The sequence below is a fragment of the Streptomyces sp. NPDC054047 genome (genome assembly GCF_055585065.1).
Window position 1 is genome coordinate 774,819 of the sequence record NZ_JBVJKV010000003.1, and the last position, 23,005, is coordinate 797,823.

The 23,005-nt window shown below is 66.8% G+C and carries 16 protein-coding genes; 14 read left to right on the forward strand and 2 right to left on the reverse strand.

Annotated elements, in window-relative coordinates; translation table 11 throughout:
* The first annotated feature begins 9 nt into the window (after positions 1–9).
* The 13 genes from vioD to ACZ6ZP_RS15145 all read left to right on the forward strand — a co-directional run bounded on the left by vioD (position 10) and on the right by ACZ6ZP_RS15145 (position 18,546).
* Complete coding sequence (vioD, locus tag ACZ6ZP_RS15085; RefSeq protein WP_366464105.1) at positions 10–1,128, forward strand: capreomycidine synthase; 1,119 nt, start codon at positions 10–12, stop codon at positions 1,126–1,128.
* Between the two features lie 23 nt (positions 1,129–1,151).
* On the forward strand, positions 1,152–2,183 hold the full coding sequence (gene gntD / locus ACZ6ZP_RS15090; RefSeq protein ID WP_469407010.1) for a guanitoxin biosynthesis L-enduracididine beta-hydroxylase GntD: 1,032 nt from the start codon (positions 1,152–1,154) through the stop codon (positions 2,181–2,183).
* Positions 2,184–2,248: 65 nt separating this feature from the next.
* Positions 2,249–5,452, forward strand: coding sequence for a non-ribosomal peptide synthetase (locus tag ACZ6ZP_RS15095; protein ID WP_469407012.1), 3,204 nt, complete (start codon positions 2,249–2,251; stop codon positions 5,450–5,452).
* Between the two features lie 128 nt (positions 5,453–5,580).
* Positions 5,581–6,921, forward strand: coding sequence for a condensation domain-containing protein (locus ACZ6ZP_RS15100; protein WP_469407013.1), 1,341 nt, complete (start codon positions 5,581–5,583; stop codon positions 6,919–6,921).
* Positions 6,922–7,008: 87 nt separating this feature from the next.
* The gene (locus tag ACZ6ZP_RS15105) at positions 7,009–7,218 is read left to right on the forward strand and encodes an MbtH family protein (RefSeq protein WP_399972250.1); all 210 of its coding nucleotides are present in this window, start codon (positions 7,009–7,011) and stop codon (positions 7,216–7,218) included.
* 100 nt (positions 7,219–7,318) lie between these two features.
* Positions 7,319–8,623, forward strand: coding sequence for an MFS transporter (locus ACZ6ZP_RS15110; protein WP_469407016.1), 1,305 nt, complete (start codon positions 7,319–7,321; stop codon positions 8,621–8,623).
* Positions 8,624–8,689: 66 nt separating this feature from the next.
* Positions 8,690–9,895, forward strand: coding sequence for a pyridoxal-phosphate-dependent aminotransferase family protein (locus ACZ6ZP_RS15115; protein ID WP_468612950.1), 1,206 nt, complete (start codon positions 8,690–8,692; stop codon positions 9,893–9,895).
* On the forward strand, positions 9,892–11,721 hold the full coding sequence (locus tag ACZ6ZP_RS15120) for a non-ribosomal peptide synthetase (protein WP_469407018.1): 1,830 nt from the start codon (positions 9,892–9,894) through the stop codon (positions 11,719–11,721). Before ACZ6ZP_RS15115 ends, ACZ6ZP_RS15120 begins: the two co-directional genes overlap by 4 nt.
* A gap of 113 nt (positions 11,722–11,834) precedes the next feature.
* A complete protein-coding gene (locus ACZ6ZP_RS15125; protein ID WP_399972261.1) occupies positions 11,835–12,635 on the forward strand; it encodes an NAD(P)-dependent oxidoreductase in 801 nt (266 codons plus the stop codon).
* A 77-nt stretch (positions 12,636–12,712) separates the two neighbouring features.
* Positions 12,713–15,874: a non-ribosomal peptide synthetase gene (locus ACZ6ZP_RS15130; RefSeq protein ID WP_469407019.1), complete on the forward strand. Its 3,162-nt coding sequence runs from the start codon at positions 12,713–12,715 to the stop codon at positions 15,872–15,874.
* 385 nt (positions 15,875–16,259) lie between these two features.
* A complete protein-coding gene (locus tag ACZ6ZP_RS15135) occupies positions 16,260–16,985 on the forward strand; it encodes a hypothetical protein (protein ID WP_469407021.1) in 726 nt (241 codons plus the stop codon).
* Between the two features lie 214 nt (positions 16,986–17,199).
* Positions 17,200–17,748 (forward strand): EF-hand domain-containing protein, encoded by a 549-nt coding sequence (locus ACZ6ZP_RS15140; RefSeq protein WP_351156414.1) that lies wholly within the window; start codon positions 17,200–17,202, stop codon positions 17,746–17,748.
* Between the two features lie 246 nt (positions 17,749–17,994).
* On the forward strand, positions 17,995–18,546 hold the full coding sequence (locus ACZ6ZP_RS15145; RefSeq protein ID WP_469407022.1) for an EF-hand domain-containing protein: 552 nt from the start codon (positions 17,995–17,997) through the stop codon (positions 18,544–18,546).
* Positions 18,547–19,599: 1,053 nt separating this feature from the next.
* Here ACZ6ZP_RS15145 and ACZ6ZP_RS15150 read toward each other — a convergent pair.
* Complete coding sequence (locus ACZ6ZP_RS15150; protein ID WP_469407023.1) at positions 19,600–20,136, reverse strand: DUF6790 family protein; 537 nt, start codon at positions 20,134–20,136, stop codon at positions 19,600–19,602.
* A 56-nt stretch (positions 20,137–20,192) separates the two neighbouring features.
* Here ACZ6ZP_RS15150 and ACZ6ZP_RS15155 point away from each other — a divergent pair, with 56 nt between their 5' ends.
* Positions 20,193–20,651: a MarR family winged helix-turn-helix transcriptional regulator gene (locus ACZ6ZP_RS15155; RefSeq protein WP_351156406.1), complete on the forward strand. Its 459-nt coding sequence runs from the start codon at positions 20,193–20,195 to the stop codon at positions 20,649–20,651.
* A 668-nt stretch (positions 20,652–21,319) separates the two neighbouring features.
* On the opposite strand, the gene exaC is transcribed toward ACZ6ZP_RS15155, so the two are convergent.
* The gene (exaC, locus tag ACZ6ZP_RS15160; RefSeq protein WP_383827240.1) at positions 21,320–22,843 is read right to left on the reverse strand and encodes an acetaldehyde dehydrogenase ExaC; all 1,524 of its coding nucleotides are present in this window, start codon (positions 22,841–22,843) and stop codon (positions 21,320–21,322) included.
* Between the last annotated feature and the right edge of the window lie 162 nt (positions 22,844–23,005).

Consider the following 23,005-nt stretch of genomic DNA (forward strand, 5'->3'; position numbering starts at 1 on the left):
TGGAGAACGATGAATTTTGATGGGGCATTGCTCGAAGACTGGATGCGCGACCACTATCATGACGCTGCGATAGACATCGGGTCGAGCGGGGTTCTTGACTACTCGCTCGGACAGGTGCGAAATCTCGCCGGCATCGAGCCTGGTGATTTGGACGAGATCGTCTTCCGGGACAGTCCGTGCCTGGGCCGGGACGACCTGCGCGAGGCCATCGCCTCGCGCTGGGCGGACGGTGACGCGCGCAGGGTGATGCTTACGCACGGCGGCAGCGAGGCTATCTACGTCGCGCTCCAGACCCTCCTCGAGCCAGGTGACCAAGTCGTCGCCCTGCACCCGGCCTACCACTCGCACGTATCCGTCGCAGAGTCCATGGGGTGCGAAGTTCTGCGCTGGCGGCTGCGCGAGGAGGATAGATTCCGGCCTGACGTGGAGGAACTAGCGAGGCTCGTCACTGCGCGCACAAAGGTTATTGTGGTCAACTTTCCGCACAACCCGACCGGCGCGACACTCGACCTTGCTGGTTTCCGTCGCCTGCTTGAGATTGCTGACAGTGTTGGCGCCCATCTCCTGTGGGACGGCGCTTTTACGGACCTGGTCTATGACGACGCACCGCTGCCGGACCCCGGACTGACCTATCCGCGCAGTGTGTCGATCGGAACCTTTTCAAAGGCTTTTGGTCTACCCGGCATGCGTTTCGGATGGTGCATGGCCGACCCGGAGCTTCTGCGGGCGATGACCAACCTGCGCGACCGCATCACCCTCAGCCTCTCTCCGCTTCTCGAGTACATAGCGCTGCGCGTCGTACAGCGTGCAGACGTCTTCATCGCTCCCAGGCTGAAGAACGCCAAGGCCAACCGACGCCTGTTGGCCGACTGGGCCGAGCGGCACGAGGATCGTGTCGACCTGCCGCTGCCCCTCGGCGGAGTGACAGCGTTCCCGCAACTACGCCCGTGGCGGGACACGACCGAGCTGTGCCGTCGGCTGGGAGAGACCAGCAACATACTGCTCGTCCCCGGCCGGGCATTCGACCACCCGTGCCGCGTCCGGCTCGGTTTCGGCGGCGATCGCAGCCAACTAAGCAAAGGCCTGGACATTTTGGGCGCTGAGTTCGCCGCGAGCCCCCAACCGTGAGGCGGAAAGGAACCCTGACGAACATGCAGAGCATTGAACTCTCAGACATTGAGTTGAAGACAGTCCACGAAGTACTCGCTTCGCTCACGGCGAAGTTCCACTCGAGCAGTGACCCGGAGTTCGTCCGGCAGTGCGCTGTGTACGCACACGAGCTGCCGCAGCGGCTGCGGGCTGAGTTGAACGCGTTCCGCCTGGAGGCTTCCGGTGGCGTGCTGTCCATTCGCGGCTTCCGGATTGACGACGTCGCCATCGGGGCCACTCCCGAGCACTGGCGTTCCCACGTCGGCCGAGTGTCCACGCTCCCCGCGGAGGTGTACTTCATGCTCTGCGCATCCCTGCTGGGCGACCCCATCGCCTGGGCGACACAGCAGGACGGCCGGATCATGCACGACATCTTTCCGATCAAGGGTCACGAAAATGAGCAGCTTGGCTCCGGCAGCGAAGAACTGCTGACCTGGCACACCGAGGAGGCCTTCCACCCGCTGCGGGCCGACTACCTCGGCCTGGCCTGTCTACGCAACCACGACCGGGTGGCAACGACCTTCGCCTCGGTCGACGACCTTGAGCTCACTGATGAGATCAGGGACCTGCTCTGCCAGGAGCGGTACCCGATCAGGCCCGACCGCTCGCATTTACCGCACCACGCCGAAGACAACCGGGAGATGTCGTCGCGCGAACGCGAGCTGCTCTCGCGCAGCTATGAATGGATCATGGCCAAGGACAGCGAGCCCGACCGAGTCGCCATCCTCTTCGGCGACCGCGAAGCACCCTATCTGCGCATCGATCCATTCTTCATGGAGGACGCATACGCCGTCCCGGACAGCGCCCGCGCAATGAAGGCCATCGCCGCGGAGGTCGATCGCAACATACGAGATTACGTGCTCGAACCGGGTGAACTGCTCTTCCTGGACAACTACAAGATCGTGCACGGCAGGGTGCCATTCACTGCCCGCTTCGACGGCACGGACCGCTGGCTCAAGAGGCTGAACGTGGCGCGCGACCTGCGGAAGTCGCGCGATCGCAGAATCAGCCACGACGCGCGAGTGATCCATTGACGACCTACAGCGCCTCGGCCCTCGCGGCCGGACGGACCCTACCCGGAAACGACTGGGAGACGTCAGTGTCGACTACCCAAGACTCTGCGATACAACCGAAAGACAGCCAGGACCGCCGCGTTGACAGGGATTTCCCCCTTTCCCTGGCACAGGAGCGGATCTGGGTCTCCGAGCAGCTCGCCGATGCGGGCTCGCACTACGGGGCCCCGGTTGTGTTCGCCCTGCGCGGCGAGTTGGACCCCGGGCTGCTCGAGGTGGCTCTGACCCATATCGTTGAACGGCACGAAGTGCTGCACTCCGTGGTCTCCATCGCGTCTGGCTCGCCCCGGTTCGTCGTCGTCCCCGCACGCCCCGTACGACTCGATCCACAGGATGTGGCCTCGGAGCAGGAGATGACTGAGCGGGTGAGCGCCGCGACGGCAGCTCCGTTCGACCTCTTGCATGGGCCGCTCGTGCGGTTCGGCTTGTACCGCCTTGGTCCCGCGGATCACCGCCTGCTGGTGGACATACATCACCTGATCTTCGACGGAGTCTCGGCCGGCGTGTTGGTCCAGGAGCTCGCCGAACTTCTTGCCGCGGGGGCCGAGGGCCGCACACCCGAGCTCCCCGTTCTGCCTTTCGCCTACGGGCAGTACGCCGTTGCGCAACGTCGCTCGCTCGACGAGGGCCTGTTGGACAGTCAGGTCGAGCACTGGTGCACCCAGTTCAGGGACGCGTCCTTCACACTTGAACTGCCCACCGATTACCAGCGTCCCGCACGCATGAGCTTCCATGGCGCCAGCCACTCCTTCACGTTGCCGGCTTCGCTGGGCGTCGAACTCGCGGAGGCGGCCCGCCGCTGGAGCGTCACCCCCTACGTGGTCATGCTCGCTGGCTGGGCTGCCGTTCTCGGCCGCTACGCAGGCCAAGAGGACCTGATGGTGGGCACCGCCATGGCCGGTCGGACCGAGCCGGGCACCGAGGAAATGATCGGCATGTTCGTCAATGTCCTGGCCCTCCGGGTACGCCCAGAGCGAGGTCAGACCTTCCACGGCCTGGTCAGCCAGACACGCCTGGCTTCCATCGAAGGTCTCGCCCATCAGGAAGCGCCGATCGAGAAGGTCATCGAGCGACTTCGTACGCCACGCGACCCGAGCCGCAATCCGCTGTTCCAGACGGCGTTCATCTACGACGAGGCGCTTGAGGAGTCCATACACGTCTCGGGACTGACCATCGAGGGCGCCGCACCGCCACCGCGCACCGCCAGCAAACTGGACCTGAGTATCGAGGTCGTTGAGCGGGACGGCCGACTCGAAGCGGAAATCGAGTACGCGACCGACCTGTTCACGCCGGAGACGATCCGCCGCATCGCAACGCACTACACCACCTTCCTCGCCAACGCGGTCCGCTCGCCGAACCGACCGCTGTGCGAGATTCCACTGGCCTCAAAGGAGGAGCACGCTCTGCCGGCGACGCAGCAGAGCGGAGACGGCGCGTCATACGATCCCGTCGTCCTCCCCTCGCTCTTCGAGGCCCAGGTCGCGCGGCGTCCCGACGCATGCGCGGTCTCCTGCGGCGCATCGCGGTGGAGCTACCGACAACTCAACGAGCGGGCCAACCGGCTTGCCAGAGATCTGATTGCCCGCGGAATGGGACCCGAGAAGCTGGTGGGGGTCGCGTTGCCCAGCGGCCCGCTCCTCGTCCTGGCCATCCTCGCGATCAGCAAGGCGGGTGCCGCGTTCCTACCGCTCGACCCGGCCTATCCGACCAAGCGAATCGAGTACATCGTCGGCGACGCGCGCCCCGCCCTGCTGCTGACCGATGCCGCCGGCGCCACGGCCCAGCCCTGGACGACGCCGATCCTGGTGCTCGACGAACAGCAGACCGGGCGTGACGCGGACGCGGACGCATCGAACCTTTCCGACGCACAGCGGTCGCACCCACTCACCCTCGCGCACCCGGCATACGTCATTTACACCTCCGGTTCGACCGGGACACCGAAGGGCGTGACGGTCACGCACGAGGGCCTCGCCGGGCTCTCCGGCGCGCAGATCGAGGCATTCGGCGTACGGTCCGACAGCAGGGTCCTGCAATTCGCCAGTCCAAGTTTCGACGCCTCCGTCTCGGAGCTCTGCATGGCCCTGCTCAGCGGCGCTACGGCGGTGTTCGTCCCGGGCCTTCACGATTTCGTCGGGGGTTCGTTCGAAGCAGTGCTTGTCCGAGAGACCGTGACGCACGTAACCCTGCCGCCCTCGGTGCTCGCCTCGCTTTCCCCCGACGAGGATCTGCCCGCGGACCTGACCATCGTGGTTGCCGGGGAAAGCCTGACCGCCGACCTCGCCGCACGTTGGTCCGGGCGTTGCAGCATGTTCAACGCTTACGGGCCTACCGAGGCCACGGTGTGCGCAACGCTGATCGGCCCGCTGAGGGGGAACGAGGGGAACGAACCGCCACCCATCGGCCGGCCGATCGCCGGCACCCAGATCTTCGTCCTGGACGAGGGCCTGCGGCCGCTGCCGGTGGGCGTGGCGGGCGAGTTGTACCTTGGCGGCGCCGGGCTGGCCCGCGGATATCTCAGCCGACCCGACGTCACTGCGGCCGGCTTCGTTGCCTGTCCCTTCGGTCCGGCCGGGGGGCGGATGTATCGCACCGGAGATCGGGCCCGCTGGCGTAGCGACGGGAATCTTGAGTTCGTCGGGCGCCGGGACGACCAGGTCAAGATGAACGGCTTCCGGATCGAGCTCGGCGAGATCGAGAACGTGATCGCAGCGCACCCAGATGTGGAACAGACCGCCGTGGTGGTACGCGAAGACAGGCCGGGACTGCGGCAAGTCGTCGCCTACGTAGTGGCCCAGGCGCCCAACGAGGAGATCCTCGCCCACGCCGCGTCACAGTTGCCCGGTTACATGCTCCCGTCTGCCGTGGTGCGCTTGCAGAACCTGCCGTTGACCACGAACGGCAAGGTGGACCGTCGTAACCTGCCTGCTCCGGATGATCGAGGATCTGTCACCGATCGCAGCCCGGGCACCGCGCGCGAGCAGCAACTGTGCGAGCTGATCAGCGAGGTGCTGGACCTCTCTGCGGTCGGCGTGGACGAGAGCTTCTTCGAACTCGGCGGCCGGTCTCTGCACGCGGTGCGTCTGCTGAGCCGGATCCGCAGTGTCATGGGTGTAGAGATCGGTATCAAGGCCCTGTTCCAGGCGCCTACCGCGGCGTTGCTCGCGGCGCAGATCGACTCTGGTCAGGTCGCCGTCATCACCCGGCCGGCACTCCTCCCGATGGCCCGCTGACCCACGGCGGGCGCCGGATGAATTCCGCGTGGGCGGATGGGCCCGCACAGAGCAATAGGGATCTCAATGATTGTGTCAAGCCGTTTGCGCGAGCGATCGGACCGAGGCGACATTATGTGGGACCAGCCATGATCCCTCTGTCGTTTGGTCAGCTCGGACTGTGGTTCATCCATCAGATGAATCCGGGCAATTCGATATACACCATGCAGCTCGCTGCGCGGCTGACGGGGCAGTTGGACCGCACAGCCCTTGAGGAGGCACTGCGGGACGTCGTGCAGCGACATGAATCGCTTCGCACGGTGATCCGGGACGGTGAGGGCGGGCCGCACCAGGTTGTCCTGGACATCTCGGAATACGCGGTGAGGCTGGAGTACGAGGAGCTTGCCGAGGAAGAGGTGTACGAGGCGATGCACGAGGCCTCGGAGCACCCGTTCGACCTTGTGCACGACCTGCCTCTTCGGGCATGGCTGTTCGCACTGGGGCCGCAGGAGCACGTGCTGCTCATATCGATGCACCACATCGTCAGCGACGGCTGGTCGCTCGGGCCGCTCACCCGAGACCTCGCCCGGGCCTACGCGGCGCGACGCCGTGGTGCCGAGCCGAATATGCCGCCGCTGCCTGTCCAGTACGCCGACTACGCACTCTGGCAGAGGCGGTTGCTGGGCCGCGAGGAGGACCCGGACAGCCTGGCGTCGAGACAGCTCGCGCACTGGCGCTCGGTGCTCGACGGCATTCCCCAGGAACTGCGGTTGCCGGTGGATCACCCGCGCCCACCGATGTCCGACTTCGCCGGGGGCACGACCGAGTTCACCCTCGACGCCGATCTGCATACGGCACTGGCCGAGGTCGCCCGCACCGAAAACGCGACCATGTTCATGGTATTGCAGGCCGGGTTTGCGGCGCTGCTGAGCAAGATCGGTGCGGGCGCCGACATTCCGATCGGCTCACCCGTGGCCGGCCGCATGGATGATGCGCTGACCGATCTCGTCGGGTACTTCGTCAATATGCTGGTATTCCGCGTTGACGTCTCCGGCGACCCGAGTCTGCGAGACCTGGTCAAACGGGTCCAGGCCGTTGCCCTTGATGCCTACGACAACCAGGACATCCCCTTCGATCGCCTGGTAAGGGAACTCAATCCTGCCCGCTCGCGGACCCGTCACCCGCTTTTCCAGGTCATGTTGACCCTGGAGGACAACACCGACGCCGGGCTCACATTCGACGGATTGACCGACGTGCCCTTGGATGTCGACGCCGGCAGCTCCATGTTCGACTTGGTGTTGAGCCTGCGGGAGAACTTCGGCCCGGACAAGGAGCCGGCGGGGATGGATGCGCTCCTGGAGTACCAGCTCGACATGTTCGAACCGGAGACCGCACAGCACATGGCCGACGGTTACCGGCGGATGCTGGCCGCTCTTGCCGCGGACCCGGATGCGCCGATCAGCACCGTCGACGTGCTGCGGGTTGCATAAGTTCCCTATTTCTCATGAATGCGGCACGCGCATCGAGTTGAGCGGCCGTTGACGAACGATGACAACTTACTTAGGGGAGTGAAAGCAGTGGCGAATCCGTTCGAGGACCAGGACGGCGTGTACCTGGTGCTGGTCAATGCTGAGGGACAGCACTCGTTGTGGCCCGCCGCCATCACAGTGCCCAAGGGCTGGACCGTAGTGCACGGCGAAGCCGGGCGAGAGGAATGCCTGGAGTACGTGAAACGGAACTGGACGGACATGCGGCCCAAGTCCCTGGTCGAGGCGACAACCTCTTGAGGGCCCCTCGGTGTGGCACCGCCGACCGACCGGACCCGAAGAAACCATCACCTAGCCCTCGTGCCGGGACCTGAAACCCGCACGCGCGGAAAGAGACGCAATGAGCGATGTAGAGGTCTCCGACAAAAAAGGACGCCGAAGCAAACGCAGAAGGCTGCTGACCAACCGAAACTTCACCTGCCTATTGGCCGCCCGGTTGGGCTCCAGCATGGCCAACGGCTTCCTGCCGGTCGCGGAGAGCTTCGGTGTCCTCCACACCACTGGCTCTGCGAGTGACCTCGGCCTTGTCCTCGGAGTTCAGGCGGCGGTTTCGCTCGCCTTGTCGCTGTTTGCCGGCGTCGCGGCGGACCGCTTTCCGCGTGCCGCTTTGCTCATCGTCTCGTCGATCGTACGCCTGACCGCGGCGGCGACCTTGGCGATAGGACTCCTCACGGATACTGCGACCCTCGCCTGGTTCTTCGCTCTGGCAGTCGTGTATGGCGGCGCTGACGCGCTGTTCGGTCCGGCCAGCATGGCGATCATGCCGGACATCGTTGCGAGAGAAGACCTGGACGAGGCCAATGCGCTGGTCGGCGCTTTTTCCTCGCTGGCTTGGACGGTGGCCCCTGCGGCGGCAGGCATGGTCGTGGCGGCGTACGGCTCGGGAGCCGCTTTCCTGGTGGAGAGCGTGCTGATGGCTTTCATCACCCTCTGTCTCATATTCGCCAGGATCCCCGCCCGGGGCGAAGTCGAACCGGATCACGAAGGCGGGACGCTCACGCAGCTGAAGCAAGGCTGGCGGGAGTTTCGAAAGCGCCCCTGGCTATGGCTGTTGACCTTGCAGTGGACGTTGTTCTCGATGGTCCTGCTGGCTCCCCTCGCGGTCCTCGGCCCGTTGGTGGCCGACACCCATCTGGGCGGTCCCGCGGCCTGGGGTGTCATCGGCACCTGCATGACCATCGGCGTGCTCTGCGCGGAGTTCACCTCCAGCCGGATCAAGCCGAAGCGACCGGTGGTCTTCATAGCGTGGCTGCCACCGCTGATCGTCTTCGAGGCGTTGGCCCTCGGCTCCGGCGTGCCGACGGTGGTGGTGGCGGGTGCCGCAGTGCTCTCCGGCTGCGCGATCGGCCTGCAAGGAGTGTTCTTCCAGACCCTCATGCAGCGAGCGGTGCCGAGCAAGGTACTCGGCCGGGTGGCCGCCTTCGATCTGATGGCCTCGGAGATCGCCCAGCCGGTCGGCTTCGCCGTAGCCGGCCCCCTGGGCATCCTGTTCGGCCTGCGCCCGGTGCTGGTGGGCTGTGCTGTGGTCGCGGTGGTGGGCACGGCACTGTTCGCCCTTGCCCTGGCCAAGGTTGAGCAACCAGAGCTACAGCTGCAGAACGAACCGCACGTACCGGACAGCGGCACTGAGGCGACGGTCAGCTGAGCGGCACTCGACTGCGGACGAGCCTTTGACGAAGCCGGACCACCGCGGCACGAAGGAATCAGGAAGATGATCTACAAGGACAGATTGGCCATACCCGGTCCGACCCCGCTGCCGCCCGCGGTCATCGCGGCGGCGACGCATCCCATGGTCGACGAGCGCACCGTGGACTTCGCACGCATATTCACACGCATCATCGACGGGCTCAGGCAGGTGCTCGGTACCACGGGGGACGTGCTGGTCTTCACGTCAAGCACCACCGGTGCGTTCGAGAGCGCGGTGCAAAACCTCTTCAGTCCAGGGGAAAAGGTACTCGTGGTGGACAACGGTGCCTTTGGAAGGCGCTGGGTGGAGCTGTGCCGCGCTTACGGCCTCGAGACGGTCGTGCTCGACGTCGCACCGGGTTGCGAGCCGGACCCTGTCGTCGTCGAAGCCTGTCTGGAGGCCGACTCGCAGATCGTCGCGGCGATCGTCGTGCACTGCGAGACCTCCACAGGCGTCGTCACCGACCTTGAGGCCTTCGGGCGAGCGACTCGCAACGTGCTGACGATAGTGGACTCGGCCTCCGGGGTCGGCGGCTGCGAGATGCAGGCCGACGCGTGGGGGTTGGACGTCGTGGTCAGCGGGACTCAGAAGGCGCTGATGGCGCCGCCAGGGGTCTCTTTCGTCTCGGTCAGTGAGCGCGCCTGGCGCCGGCACGCCGAGGCCAGGCACATGCGGTACTACTTCGACTGGACGATCACGCGTGACAGCCTGAACCACTCCATCCCGCGTACCCCCTGGACGCCGGCGATCGGCGTGCTGCTCCAGTTGTCCGCGGCGCTCGAACAGGTACTCGCTGAAGGCATGGAGCGGCGCCAGCTGCGGCATGCGGAGCTCGGCCGGATGGCCAGAGCGGGCTTGCGCGGCCTCGGACTCCGGCTGCTGACCCCGGAAGTGGCGCGCAACGGCATCGTGACGGCCGCGTTCACACCACCCGGAGTGGGCGCGCAATCTCTCGTCGATGCGGTGGTCGAGCACACAGGCGTCCAACTGACCACAGGCAACGGAGAACTGGCCGACCACGTCGTGCGGATCGGTCACTGCGGCCACGTCGACCCGCTCGACCTGGTCACCGCGCTGGCCGCGCTCGAGACCGGGTTCGCGGCCCTCGGCGCCCCGGTGCTGCCGGGCAGTGGCGTCACACCCGTTGTGAAGCTGATGGCAGAGCAGGTTGACGTCCCCGCAGGCCCCTTGACGTCGATGTCGTCCAACCCTGAGGAGTCCGCTGCGTGAACGCCGACGTTCGATCAGCGCGCAACGACGCGCCGAAGCTCATCCCGAGCCTGCTCGAGCAGCACTCCAGGGTGACGCCGCACGCCCCCGCCACCGAGGATGCACAGCGGGCGCTGACCTACGCCGAACTCGCCGCCGAAGCCGAGCACATGGCGGCGCGCCTGGCGGAGGCGGGAGTGCTTCCCGGAGATCGCGTCGGCGTCATGATGCGTCACTCCGTCGACCTGCTTGTCGCGATGCTCGGCGTGCTGCGTGCGAGAGCGGCCTACGTGCCCATCGACCCGGACTACCCCGACCAGCGCAAGAGTTTCCTCGCGGCGGACTCCGGTATCAAGATTCTCATCGTGGACGGAGCGCATGAGGGGCCGACCAGCTTGCCCGTCACGACGCTTGCGCCGGACCGAGGGCGCTTGGCTCCCCGTCCGGGCGCCCCCGCGGCCGCGCCGGAGGATCTGGCCTGCGTGATCTACACCTCGGGTTCCACCGGAGCGCCCAAAGGCGTCATGATCACCCATCTCGGCCTGGCGAATCTCGCAGCCGCCGCGAGTGCCGAGTTCGGCATGGGGCCGCGTGATCGCTACCTGATGCTGGCCGCCTCCGCGTTCTCCGCCTCACTCGAGGAGCTGTTCCCCCCACTCGTGCAGGGCGGGACAAGCGTGTTCCCGGCCGACCGGGTCGCGCTCTCCCCGGTGGAGGCCCTGCTCGACTTCCTCACCGCGCACGACGTCACCCTGCTGGAGATGCAGACCGCGCACTGGCACCTGCTGGTTCACCACCTCGTGGACACCGGCGGGGCACTGCCCCCATCGCTGCGCCTGGTCGTCATGGGAGGAGACCGCGCCATGCCGGAAGCCGTCCAGCAGTGGAACCGCTTCCGCCTTCCGCTGGTGCACGTCTACGGGCCGACCGAGACCACTGCGACCGCGGCGTACTGGAGCGTGCCGCCCGGACAGACACCCAAGGACGGGGTGCTGTCCATAGGCGACGCCATCGCCGGAACCCGCATGTTCGTCGTCGACGAGCGGCTCGAACTCGTTCCGGCGGATACCGAGGGCGAGCTGCTCATCGGTGGTGACTCGCTGGCACGCGGTTACCTGGGCAGGCCCGACGTCACCGCGGAGAAGTTCGTCGCCGACCGCTACTCGGGGATTCCGGGGGCCAGGTTGTACCGCACCGGCGATCGGGTACGCCGTCTTCCCGACGGTCGGCTGCAATTCCTCGGACGCAGCGACCAGCAAGTCAAGGTGCGTGGTTATCGCGTCGAACCGGGCGAGATCGAGGCTGCGCTCGACCGGCACCCAGCGGTGCGCCAAGCCCTGGTCACGACTGGTCGGGACGCGTCGGGTGAGCAGCGTCTGATCGGCTACGTGACTGCTGACCGGGACACGGTGAGCGTCGGTGAGCTGCGTTCCTTCCTCGCCGACGAACTGCCGACCCATCTGATCCCCTCAGCGCTGATCCGGCTGGAGGAGTTCCCGCTGACGACGCATCGGAAGATCGACCACGCGATGCTTCCGCAGCCGCCGAAGCGCCGGCCCGACCTGCCCACAGAGTTCGTACCGCCGGCAGGTGAGATCGAGCGGCGCATCGGCGCCGCCGCGGCGGAGCTCCTGGGACTCGACGAGATCGGTGTGCTCGACAACCTGCTTGAGCTGGGCGGGGATTCGCTGTTCATGTTGCGGCTGATCAGCTGGATCCGCAAACACTTGGGCATCAGCCTCGGTCCGCGCGAGGTCTTCGACGCGTATTCGGTACGCGGAGTGGCAGCGCTGGCCGACATGAAGGCGGACGTCACGGCGGTGGGTAAGCCGGGCAGTGGCTGGTGACCATGCTTCCCGACCTACCAGTGGCAGTGCTTCCGCAGCCGGCGCCCGCCGATCTCATGACAGCGCTGCATGCTTCAGGCGTTCGACCAGTACCGCTGGCCCGGGCTCAGGGCTTGATCTGGACCGGCGAGCAGCCCTCGGTGCTGGCAGCCGCACTTCAGAGCGCGCCGTCGGTGCGCTGGGTTCAGCTGGCGAGCACCGGCGTCGAAAGCTACCTGCCGCTCATGGATCAGCGGATCCGCTGGAGCCGGGCCGTGGGCGTCCAGTCCGAGTTGGTAGCGGAACACGCCCTCATGCTCGCGCTGACCGTGCTGCGTCAGGGCACTGCCTCCGTGAGGGCCGGCGCGTGGCTGCCGCGCCCCGCCATCGGGCTGACGAACGCCGAGGTCCTTGTGGTGGGCGGCGGCGGGGTTGCCCGGGCACTGCTCGCACTGCTGCGCCCGTTCAAGGTCCGCCCCAAGGTGGTGTGCCGCAGCGGCGCCCCGATGGCGGGCGCCGAGGTCGGCACGCCCGATCGCCTCGACGCATGGCTGCCCGAGGCCCGTGTGGTCTTCCTCGCGGCGCCGCTGACCGCGGACACGGCGGGGCTGATCGACGCAGTCAGACTCAGGTCCATGCGTCGGGACGCGTGCCTGGTGAACGTGGCGCGCGGCGGGCTCGTCATCACAGATGACCTCGTTCGTGCGCTGACCTCCGGGTGGATCGCCGGCGCGGGCCTGGACGTCACCGACCCCGAGCCGCTTCCTCCGGAGCACCCGCTGTGGTCCCTTCCCACCTGTGTGATCACCGCGCACTGCGCGGGCGATATGGACCACGCAATCGGACCCTTCGTCGACCTGGTCCGGCGCAACATTCGTCGACTGGCGAACGGCCTCGAGCCGATCGGCCTGGTCGACCGGGACCTCGGTTACTAGCCGACTGTCAGGAAGAGCGGATCACGATGACCGAGTCAACCACCACTCCGAAGGCCCCGCACCCGACCGGAGCACCCATGGGCAACCGACAGACCGAGAGGATCTCCCTCCTGCAGGAGCAGATCTGGATTGCCGAACAACTCGCCCCGGGCCGCAGCGTTTACGGAATACCCATGGTGATCCGACTGCGTGGCGCGTTGGACACGGAACTCGCCGCGCGCTGCGTGAGCGAGATCGTGCGCCGGCATGAGGTGCTGCGCTCCCGGGTGGGCGAGGAAAACGGTGAGCTGTACCTCGTCACAGATCCGCCGCAGCCCTTCGCGCTGCCTGTGTTCGACTTTCGCTCCCGCCCCGACGAGTGGCGTGTGTTCGTCGAGACCGCCGCTCGCGAGCCCTTCGACCTCGTGCACGGCCCGCTGCTGCGGGCTGCTGCGCTACGTCTCGAGGATGACGCCTACGCGTTTTTCCTCAACATGCACCACATCGTTGCGGACGGCTGGTCGCTGCGTCTGTTCTGGACCGAGTTCGCCGCGCTCTACACCGCATGGCACGCGGGCGATGAGCCCGATCTGCCCGACCTCACGCTGCAGTACCGCGACTTCGCTGCCGAACAGCGGCGCCTCACCGAGGACGGCGGGTACGGCGACGCGCTCGACGCGTGGGCCCGGGAACTGGCCGGTGCGACGACGACCCTTGCACTGCCGGTCGATCACAGTGCAGGAGCGTCCCGGGAGTACCGGGGGGACGAGTTCACGACAGTGGTGCCGGAGCAGCTTCGGGCCGATGCCTACGCCTGCGCCAAGCGGCTCGGGGTCACGCCGTTCGCGATGCTCGGCGGTGTCTGGGGCGTGCTGCTGGCCCGCTACACCCGTCAGGACGACCTGCTGATCGGAACGCCTCTGGCCGGCCGGACACGGCCCGAGTACCAGTCGCTCATCGGGCTGTTCGCCAACACCATGCCGTTGCGACTGCGGCTGGACGCGGACGTTTCCTTCGCCTCGCTGGTCCGCGAACTCCAGCTGAGTACTTTCGACGCGCTCTCCTCGCAAGACGCGCCTTTCACCGAGCTTGTCAAACGGGTCGACTCCAAACGCACCTCGCATGAGACCCCGCTCTTCCAGACGGCGTACTCCTTCGAGCAGTCCACGGAGTTCGAGGCCACGCTGCCGGGCTGCGCGGTGACGGAGCTGTACGAGTTGTCCAATGGCGGGGCCCGGCTCCGTCTCGGTCTCGGCGCTGTGGACGCGCTGGGGGAGCTGAGCCTTCAGTTCGAATACGACAGTGCGCTGTTCGACCCGGGCACCATCGAGGCCATGGCCGAGAGCTACCTGGCGCTGCTCGGCGAGGCCGCGTCCCATCCTGAGTTCCCACTGGGAGCGCTTCGCACGTCGACCGACGCCGCGCCCGATCGGGAGCTGACCGGTCGGCCCGTGCCGGGGGACGAGCCGGCCACCCTGCACGCGCTGTTCGAGCGACGGGTCCGACAGAGCCCGGATGCGCCGGCGATCGAGCGTGAAGACGGTACTCAGGTCAGTTACGCACAGCTCAACAGCCAGGCCAACCGGCTCGCGAGGCATCTGCGTCAGCTGGGTCTTCGCACGGGCGAGCGGGTGGCGCTCGCCTTGCCCCATGGCTCCTCCTGGCCGTCCGCCGTGCTCGCCGTGCTGAAGGCGGGCGGGGCCTACGTCCCTGTGGCTCCGGACGCGCCCGGCAGCCGCAAGACCCACGTCCTCGCCGAGACCGCGCCCCGCTTGGTGCTCACGGTCGTGGACCTTGCCGAGGACTTTGCCGGGGCCCACCACGTGCTCGCCCTCGACGACCCAGCGGTTGCTTCCTCGATCGAGGCGCAGACCGGTGAAGATCTCGAGGACATCGCTGTGACAGGCCGTCAGGTCGCCTATGTCCCGTTCACCTCCGGCTCGACGGGAGTGCCCAAGGGCACCCTCGTCACCCATGTCAACCTGACTGCGTTCACCCGTGCCGCGGTGGACACGTTCGATCTGGGCCCGGAAGACAGGATGCTGCAGCTCGCCGCGATGACCTTCGACGTACATGTCGAGGAGCTCTTCCCCACCTGGCTGGCCGGTGGCTGCGTCGTCTATTTCGACGGCGTGCTCGGCCGGACCAGCCAGGAGAAACTGCTGCACCTCCTCGGAGAGCGCGAGGTCACCATATGTGAGCTCCCCACCGCCTACTGGATCGAAGTAGTGCGCCTGATCGACCCGGCTGTTGTCCCCATTCCGCAAACCTTGCGGCGAGTGCTGATCGGCGGCGAACGCGCGCCACTCGAGGTATACCAGCGCTGGTTGGACTTCGGCATTCCGCTCACCAACGTCTATGGGCTCACCGAAACGGCGGTGACCAGCACGACCTACCAGCCTGGTGCTGACTTCGACCGCGAGGCGCTGCCGATCGGACGACCGATGCCGCACGCCGCCGTCTACGTGCTCGACGCATTGCTCGCACCGGTTGGACGCGGCGTGACAGGGGAGATCTACCTGGCCGGCCCCGGCGTCTGTGACGGCTTGCTCAACCGGCCCGAGCAGACCGCCGAGCGCTTCTTGGCGGACCCCTTCGCGGCCGAGCCGGGCGCACGTATGTATCGCACCGGTGACCAAGGCCGATGGACTACCGACGGTGACCTCGAATTTCTCGGCCGCGTGGACCGCCAGCTCAAACTGCGCGGCCATCGGGTCGAGCTCGCCGAGATCGAATCGGTACTCGACGGCCACCCGGACGTAGCGCGCAGCCTGGTCGTGCCTCGGCGCACCGAGGCCGATGAAGCGACCGAGCTTGAGCTGATCGCGTTCCTGATCGGTGCGTACGCCGACGAGGCAGCAGTCGCGGCGTACGTTCGTACCCAGCTTCCCCCACACCTGGTTCCGGCTCAGTTCTCAGTAGTTGAACGGTTCCCGCTCACCTCGCACGGCAAGGTTGACCAAGCAGCCTTGCTCGCGCTGCAGAGCCGCGAGCGTGTCGTCCCCGAGGAAGCGCAGGGCAGCGAGCTCGAAGTCAAGGTCGCGGAGATCTACTGTGCGGTACTCAAAGTACCGACGATCGACCTGCGGACGGACATCTTCGCGCTGGGTTTCCACTCTCTGGCCGCGCTGCGGCTCGTTTCCCGCCTCAAGAGTGTGTTCACGGTGCAAGTTCCGATGGTCGAGTTCTTCGTGGACTCCTCAGTCACCAACGCCGCCCGACTGATCGTGGCGGCGGGGGCCGACCAACCAGTCGGCTGACTGCGCCATGGGCGCATACGGCCGACGCTCTGCACCCGACTATGCAACTTCGGGCCACCGCCGCCTGGCTGTGCTGCACTCGTGTCGGTGAATCTGCCAGTAGAGGAGTTCATGTGGGGTGCACCCGCTCGTGGAGTAGCTGGCCTACCAGAGCGAACCGCTTAATCGCGGTGACCGAAATGGCGCCAAGGGATTGGGGGTGGTCAAGGTGGTCAAAGACCGTCCGCGGAGGCTGTCCGCGAACTTTGCGCACCTGGCATGCATCCAGTGCACTGCGAGCGGGCTGGTATCCGACAGGTGAAAGTGCACGTCAGCAATGGCCGTGGCCCGGTGATTTTTACCTTCGGACTGTCGTCCCGAAGGGCCGCACGGCCACCTTGCGGAGGTGGGAGAGAAGCGTGAGCTCGCCGCTGCTATGGCGGAACTCAACGTGAGCCAGGGCGAGTTGGCGCATCGCGTGAACGCAGCCGGCAACCCCTTCACCTGGGAGCGTGTTGATTCCGTATCCAAGCTCTCCTGCAGCGAAAAGGTGGTCGGCGAGGGAATCGGCAACAAAGGCGTGGGGTTTCGCAGCGTGCTGCAGATCAGTGCCGAACCCGAGATTTACAGCGCTAGGCCCGATGGCGGCACCCCCGCCGAGCTGGACGGCTATTGCTTCCGCTTCGCCACGCCCGACGACCTGAGCCTGCTGCTGGGCGACGCCGAGCTGGTGAGCCGGGCGACCGACGAGTTCCCGCCGTTCCAGCTCCTGTTCCCGGTCTCTGTGGTGCCCGAGAGCTGCGCGACGCTGGCCCTGGCCGGCCATGTCACCGTGATCCGGCCTCCCTTGCGCAGCGAGATTGCACGCGGTGAGGTACGTCGGCGGATTGATGAGCTGGCTGGCTCAGGCGCTCCCGCCATGCTGTTCCTGGACCGTCTTGCGCGTCTGATGCTGGAACGCCGTACGGGTGACGTGCTCGAACGGACCGAACGCATCCCGATCGTCCTCGACCACCTTGTGCAGTGCTTCTTCGCGTGGCGCCGACACGACACCTTGCCCGAGCCGGCTCAGGTATGCGAGGCGGCCCGTGAGTCGTGGATGTTCCGGCCGGACGAGCAAGGCCGCCCCTGAACGTATGCGGCCCCCTCCGGTCTCGTGCCTCCGCTGCGGCTACCCAGGGGGCGATGCACGATCGGGAGCCGGGACGCCGCCGATGGGGGCATACCCCCGCCGATGTCGACCTCGACGACGAGACATCGCTCGCTGAGCAGTGCAGCCCACCCGTCCACGTCGGCGGCCGGGAATAGGCCTAGTCGCACCGCCGAGGCGCATTTACCGTGCGCCTATGGATGAGCTGCGCACACGCAAGTACGAGCGGTGGTTCCGCGCCGCCGACGTCGACGGCGACAGCGCGATAACGCGGCAGGACGTCGTCACGATGAGCGAACGCTACGTCCAGGCCAGGGGCATCGCCCCCGACTCCCCTCAGGCACGGCAGATGTACGAGACCATGCACGGGTTCTGGGAGTCCGTGATCGCCCCCGCCGACGCCGACAAGGACGACAGGGTGACCTTGGCGGAAGTCACACAGGCGTTCGCCGCCACCTTCACCGATCGCGCCCACTACCCCGAGGAGCTCGCGCCGGTCGCCGACCGCTTCTTCGACCTCGCCGACGGCGACAGCGACGGCGCGATCAGCCGCACCGAGTTCACACACATCTTCGGAAGCACCGGACGGGCCGCCGACGACGAGTGCGCCGAGGTGTTCAACGCGCTCGACCTCGACGTCTCCGGATCCCTCTCACGGGCCGAATATCACAAAGCCGTCTCCGAGTTCTTCTACGGAGACGATCCCGGCTCACCGGCCAACCACATCTTCGGCCGTCTCACATAAGGGAATTGGGCCGACTCCCTCACACACATCGAAACCTGAGGTTCCGACGGAACCCAGGGCGCGCCGGCTCCAGGTTCCAAGGTTGGGCCGACCACCTTCAGCGCCCAATATGTATTCGCCGTAGCATCTGCCGACTACATCCACTACATGTGCCTGACCAGCAGAAACGCGGGAGGCAGGTGTGCGCCACGGTAAGCAGGCAGGACATGAGAGCCCTGACCAACCATCCCGTTCAAGGAGGCCACCATGGCGCAGAACAGCACCGAGCAGAAGTTCACCTTCCTGTTCACCTGGTTCGACCGCACTGGCGACGGCTACCTCACCCGTGATGACTTCCAGCAGATCGGCGAGGTGTTCGCCGCGGTGGCGCCGGACGAGAGCAACAAGAGCGCGCTGCGCGAGGCCTTCATGCTCTGGTGGGACGTCCTGGGCGAGGCCGGCGCCCCTGATGCTCAGGGCCGCGTCGGGCGCCAACAGTTCATCACCGCCATGCGCTCCCATATCGCCGCCGATGCCCAGACCGTCGAACGCTTGGTGACGCCCATCATCGACGCCCTCATGCGCGCCCTGGACACCGACAAGAGCGGCATGCTCACCGCTGATGAGTACGTCCGCATGTACGAGGCCCTCGGTATCGACCCGGCCACCTCCAGCGCGGCCTTCCAACGACTCGACCGCAACGGCAGCGGCACCATCACCCACGACGAATTCCGCACCGCCATCGAGGAGTTCTACCTCAGCACCGACACCGAGGCACCCGGCAACTGGCTGCTAGGCTCGCCACTGCCGAGCAGCTGATTGGTCCCGATCAGCACCCAAGCACCCATCTTCATGCCGCTGCTGCCCTGACCAAGGAACCTGCTGACTCAGGCAGTTCCCCGTAGATGTGCCGCCGCGGGTCCGCACTGTTCGACACCCGGAATCCACGAACCTGTTCGCTTCCGTCTTCGACATCCTCCGGCTCCGCGACGAAGTATTGCTCAAGCGCCCCCGGCGGGAGCGCCGGGCACTCCTGGAGTACTGTTCGCGCGCAGTGCGCTTACGGCGCCGTGGACACTGTGCTCGGCTATCACCGGTCCCGGTCAGGCGAGGCAGTGACTGGTCCGGCCTGGGCCGCCATCGGCGTCGAGGGCGCGTCAGGAACACGTCTAGGCCCGCAGTTGCATTCCAGCCGATCATGTCCCACGCTGAGCCAGATCCGGGATGCCCTGGGGCCGCATCAAATGGTGCGGCCCTCGTCCATGTCTCCGTTGGCGGCACGTATCCGCATCCAGACGTGAGTGACCGATACCCGACACTCCGCACGCTGCTTCCAGCTTGCCGAGCCTGGGGCAATCGGGGTGCGGACGCCGGGCGAGGTCGCCAGAGACCCGCCTCTTCGGACGGCGCCGAGAGTGCTCTCGGTGAACTACGCCCTCGACAAGGGACCACACGCGCGCCTATCGCGTGGCAATTGCGCAACCCCGCTCGCCCGGACAAGCGACTGTGGCGACTCTGTGGACCCTGGCTGTAAGCCCAACGGCAGAGGCGCCGGTGACTCACGAGGTGCCGCCGGCCGGCGGGGGCGCTGGACTAGGTATGCCCTAGAAGTGTCTGCGGCCATTGTCTGCGCCGCTGTAGTCGTCGGTCGGGTGTGCGCCCCACCCGGGTTCCGCACCGGCAGTCAGTGGCAGGAGATGCCGGAGGGTGGAAGTGGAGACGTGCGCAGAGGAATTAGCATGCGCCGAACGGGGACGCACGGGGACGTGGGGTGCGGTGCGGGTTCGCCAAGCTCGTGACGTGAGGCTCGAAGTGCCGGGCAGTGGAGCGCAGTTGGCGCGAGCGCGGCCGTCGCCGCTTACGTGGCGGAGGTCACCGCAAAGGCGAGGCGGCCGGGTCGATGGCGCGACTGACGCCGGGTCGCGCACGGCGGAGGTCCCGTGCCGCCAGGGCGATCATCACGGCGGGGATGAGGATGTCGTTGGCCAGGATGCCGCCCGTGTTTCCGGCGGCGTGATCGCCGTGGGCGAGCCACTGGTAGACGTGGCCGATCGCCGCTCCCCACAGGAACGCGGCGGCCGCGAGCCCGCTCGTGAGGCGTTCACGGGGTGACGCGGACGCGCCGCGGAAGCCCAGCAGGGCGAGGCCGAGGTTGGCAAAGGCGATCTCGAACTGGAACGGCGAGTGGGCGAAGCCGATCGTGTCGGCCATGCCGTCCGGGAACGCCAGGAATGAGAGCGTGATCCACAGGCTTCCGATGCCGAGGGCGCCGACGGACCACCAGCGCTGCCAGACCTCCGCCGCGGGCCTGCCGGGGTTGCGGCGGCAGCTCAGCAGTGACCCGAGGGCGGGCACCAGCATGAAGAGGAGCGGGAACGTGGTCTGAACCGCGTACGGGAGAGTGTTCATGCATTGAGTGTTGCATGGTTAATATTAACCACGCAAGTATCCGGTAGGGTGGGCTCATGGACGAAGGACTGGCAGAGCTTCTGTACCGCGTGGTCATGCTGATGGGTGAGGCGGCCCGGCGCCGCTCCGGCCCCGAACAGCGCCTATCCCCAAGCCAGTTGCGACTGCTTGGCACCCTTGAGGAGATCCAGCCCGCCACCCAGCACCAGCTCGCCGAGGCGCTGAACCTGTCCGACCCGGCCATCAGCCGCGCGCTGCGCCCGCTGGAGGGGGAGGGGCACGTGACGATCAGCGTCGACCCCGCCCACCGGCGCCGGCGCCTGGTCTCCCTCACCCCGATGGGCCAGGCCGCCTTCCTCGCCGAGGGGAAGCCCCTCGAGGAAGAACTCCGCACAGCCCTCCTGAAGGCCGGCTTCCCCTATGAGCGCTATCTGGCAGACACCCTTCGGCTCGCCGCCCTACTGACACCCACTGAACCCCGGCGCGGATCCGCACCCCTCAACGAACGCTCGTGACGCCGAAGCGGCCACCGAGGGCTGGCCGAGCGCCCCTCACCAACCCCATGCTCTTGGCCACCTCGGCCTGGGCTGCCGCGATCTGCTCCTTGTGGACTCGATGGCATCCGCCCCCCAGGGCGCGTCAGCAGGTCCGCGAGAGCCTGCTTGTGAGCAGGGTGCGTGATCGGTACGGCGTCGAGGGCGGTGCTTATCAGCCAGTCGAACAGCGCGATGGCGTCAGAACGCGACAGGCGGAGCTCGACGCTTGGCGTCGCCCTCAAGGGAACCCGGATTCCATGCGGGCATCTTGCCAGGTCAGCGGGCCACACCCGGGACCTGATCCGGCACCGGCAGTGCGAGAGCACACGAAGTCGGAGACCGACCCACCCGCAGACCCAGGCCGCCGCAGAAAAACCCGATCATCGAACCCGTGGTGCACGTAGTCGTCTTTCAGGAGGCACGACGCGGTCGTTGTCCAGCTTGTGTGCGTCGTCAGGGTAGGGGTCGGCGGGGCCGCCTGGTCCGCCTGGTCCGCTACTGGCCCGGGAGAATTCGCTCGAGTCGCCCATCGTGGCGCGAGGTGCTGAGGTGCTGAGGTGCTGAGGTGGAGGTGATCGCGGGGGAGCGGCGTACGTGTAGAGGTTGCCTGGAGCGGAACGGAGCCTCCAGGCAACCGACTTGAGGCTCTAGAAGAACCCAAGCTTCTGAGGGCTGTATGAACAAAGAATGTTCTTCGTCTGCTGGTAGTGCTCCAGCATCATCTTGTGGGTCTCGCGCCCGATCCCGGACTGCTTGTAGCCACCGAACGCCGCGTGTGCGGGGTACGCGTGGTAACAGTTCGTCCAGACCCGACCCGCCTGGATCGCGCGGCCCGCCCGGTAGGCGGTGTTCATGTCGCGCGTCCACACTCCGGCGCCCAGGCCGTACAGCGTGTCGTTCGCCGTCTTGATGGCGTCGTCGAAGTCGCTGAACGACGCGACCGAGACGACCGGGCCGAAGATCTCCTCCTGGAAGATCCGCATGCGGTTGTCGCCCTCGAAGATCGTCGGCTGGACGTAGTAGCCACCGGCCAACTCGCCGTCGTACGTGATGCGCTGGCCGCCCGTCAGGACCTTCGCGCCCTCCTGCTGGCCGATGTCCAGGTAGGAGAGGATCTTCTCCAGCTGGTCGTTGGAGGCCTGGGCGCCGATCATCGTGTTGGTGTCCAGCGGGTGCCCCGGCACGATCTGCTCCGTGCGGGCGACCGCCGCTTCCATGAACTCGCTGTAGTGACCCCGCTGGACCAGGGCACGCGACGGGCAGGTACAGACCTCGCCGTTGTTGAGGGCGAACATCGTGAAGCCCTCGAGCGCCTTGTCGCGGAAGTCGTCGTTGGCGGCCCACACGTCGTCGAAGAAGATGTTCGGCGACTTCCCGCCCAGCTCCAACGTCACCGGCTTGATGTTCTCCGAGGCGTACTGCATGATCAGCCGCCCCGTCGTGGTCTCACCGGTGAAGGCGACCTTGGCGACGCGCGCGCTGGAGGCGAGAGGCTTGCCCGCCTCGACCCCGAAGCCGTTGATGATGTTGACGACACCCGGCGGCAGCAGGTCGGACACCAGGCTCATCCAGTAGTGGATGGAGGCCGGGGTCTGCTCGGCGGGCTTGAGGACCACCGCGTTGCCCGCCGCGAGGGCCGGCGCGAGCTTCCATGTCGCCATCAGAATGGGGAAGTTCCACGGGATGATCTGCGCGACGACGCCCAACGGCTCATGGAAGTGGTACGCGATGGTGTCCTCGTCCACCTCGCTCAGCGACCCCTCCTGGGCGCGGAGGACCCCCGCGAAGTAGCGGAAGTGGTCGATGGCGAGCGGGATGTCGGCGGCCAGCGTCTCGCGTACCGGCTTGCCGTTCTCCCAGCTCTCGGCAACCGCGAGGCTCTCGAGGTTCGCCTCCATCCGGTCGGCGATCTTCCGCAGGACGTCCGCGCGGTCGGTGGGGGAGGTACGGCCCCAGGCCGGTGCGGCGGCGTGCGCCGCGTCCAGGGCGCGCTCCACGTCCTCGGCCGTACCGCGGGCGATCTCGGTGAACGGCTGCCCGTTGATCGGGCTCGGGTTCTCGAAGTACTGGCCGCGGGCGGGCGGGACGTACTCGCCGCCGATGAAATGGTCGTAGCGGGCCTCGTAGGAGACAACTGCTCCGTCGGTACCGGGCGCTGCGTAACGGGTCATCTTGGTGGCCTCCCGGGGAAGGCTGCCCGCCGTTGGGCAGCTCTCGCCCGGAGAGTAGGAGCGCGGACGTTGCAGGTACGTTGCGGGAGTTGATCGGCGGTGGCTGATCGGAGGTTCGCAGGGGGCGGGTTCGGTCAATCTCGTCTGCGCCTGCCCCCCCCG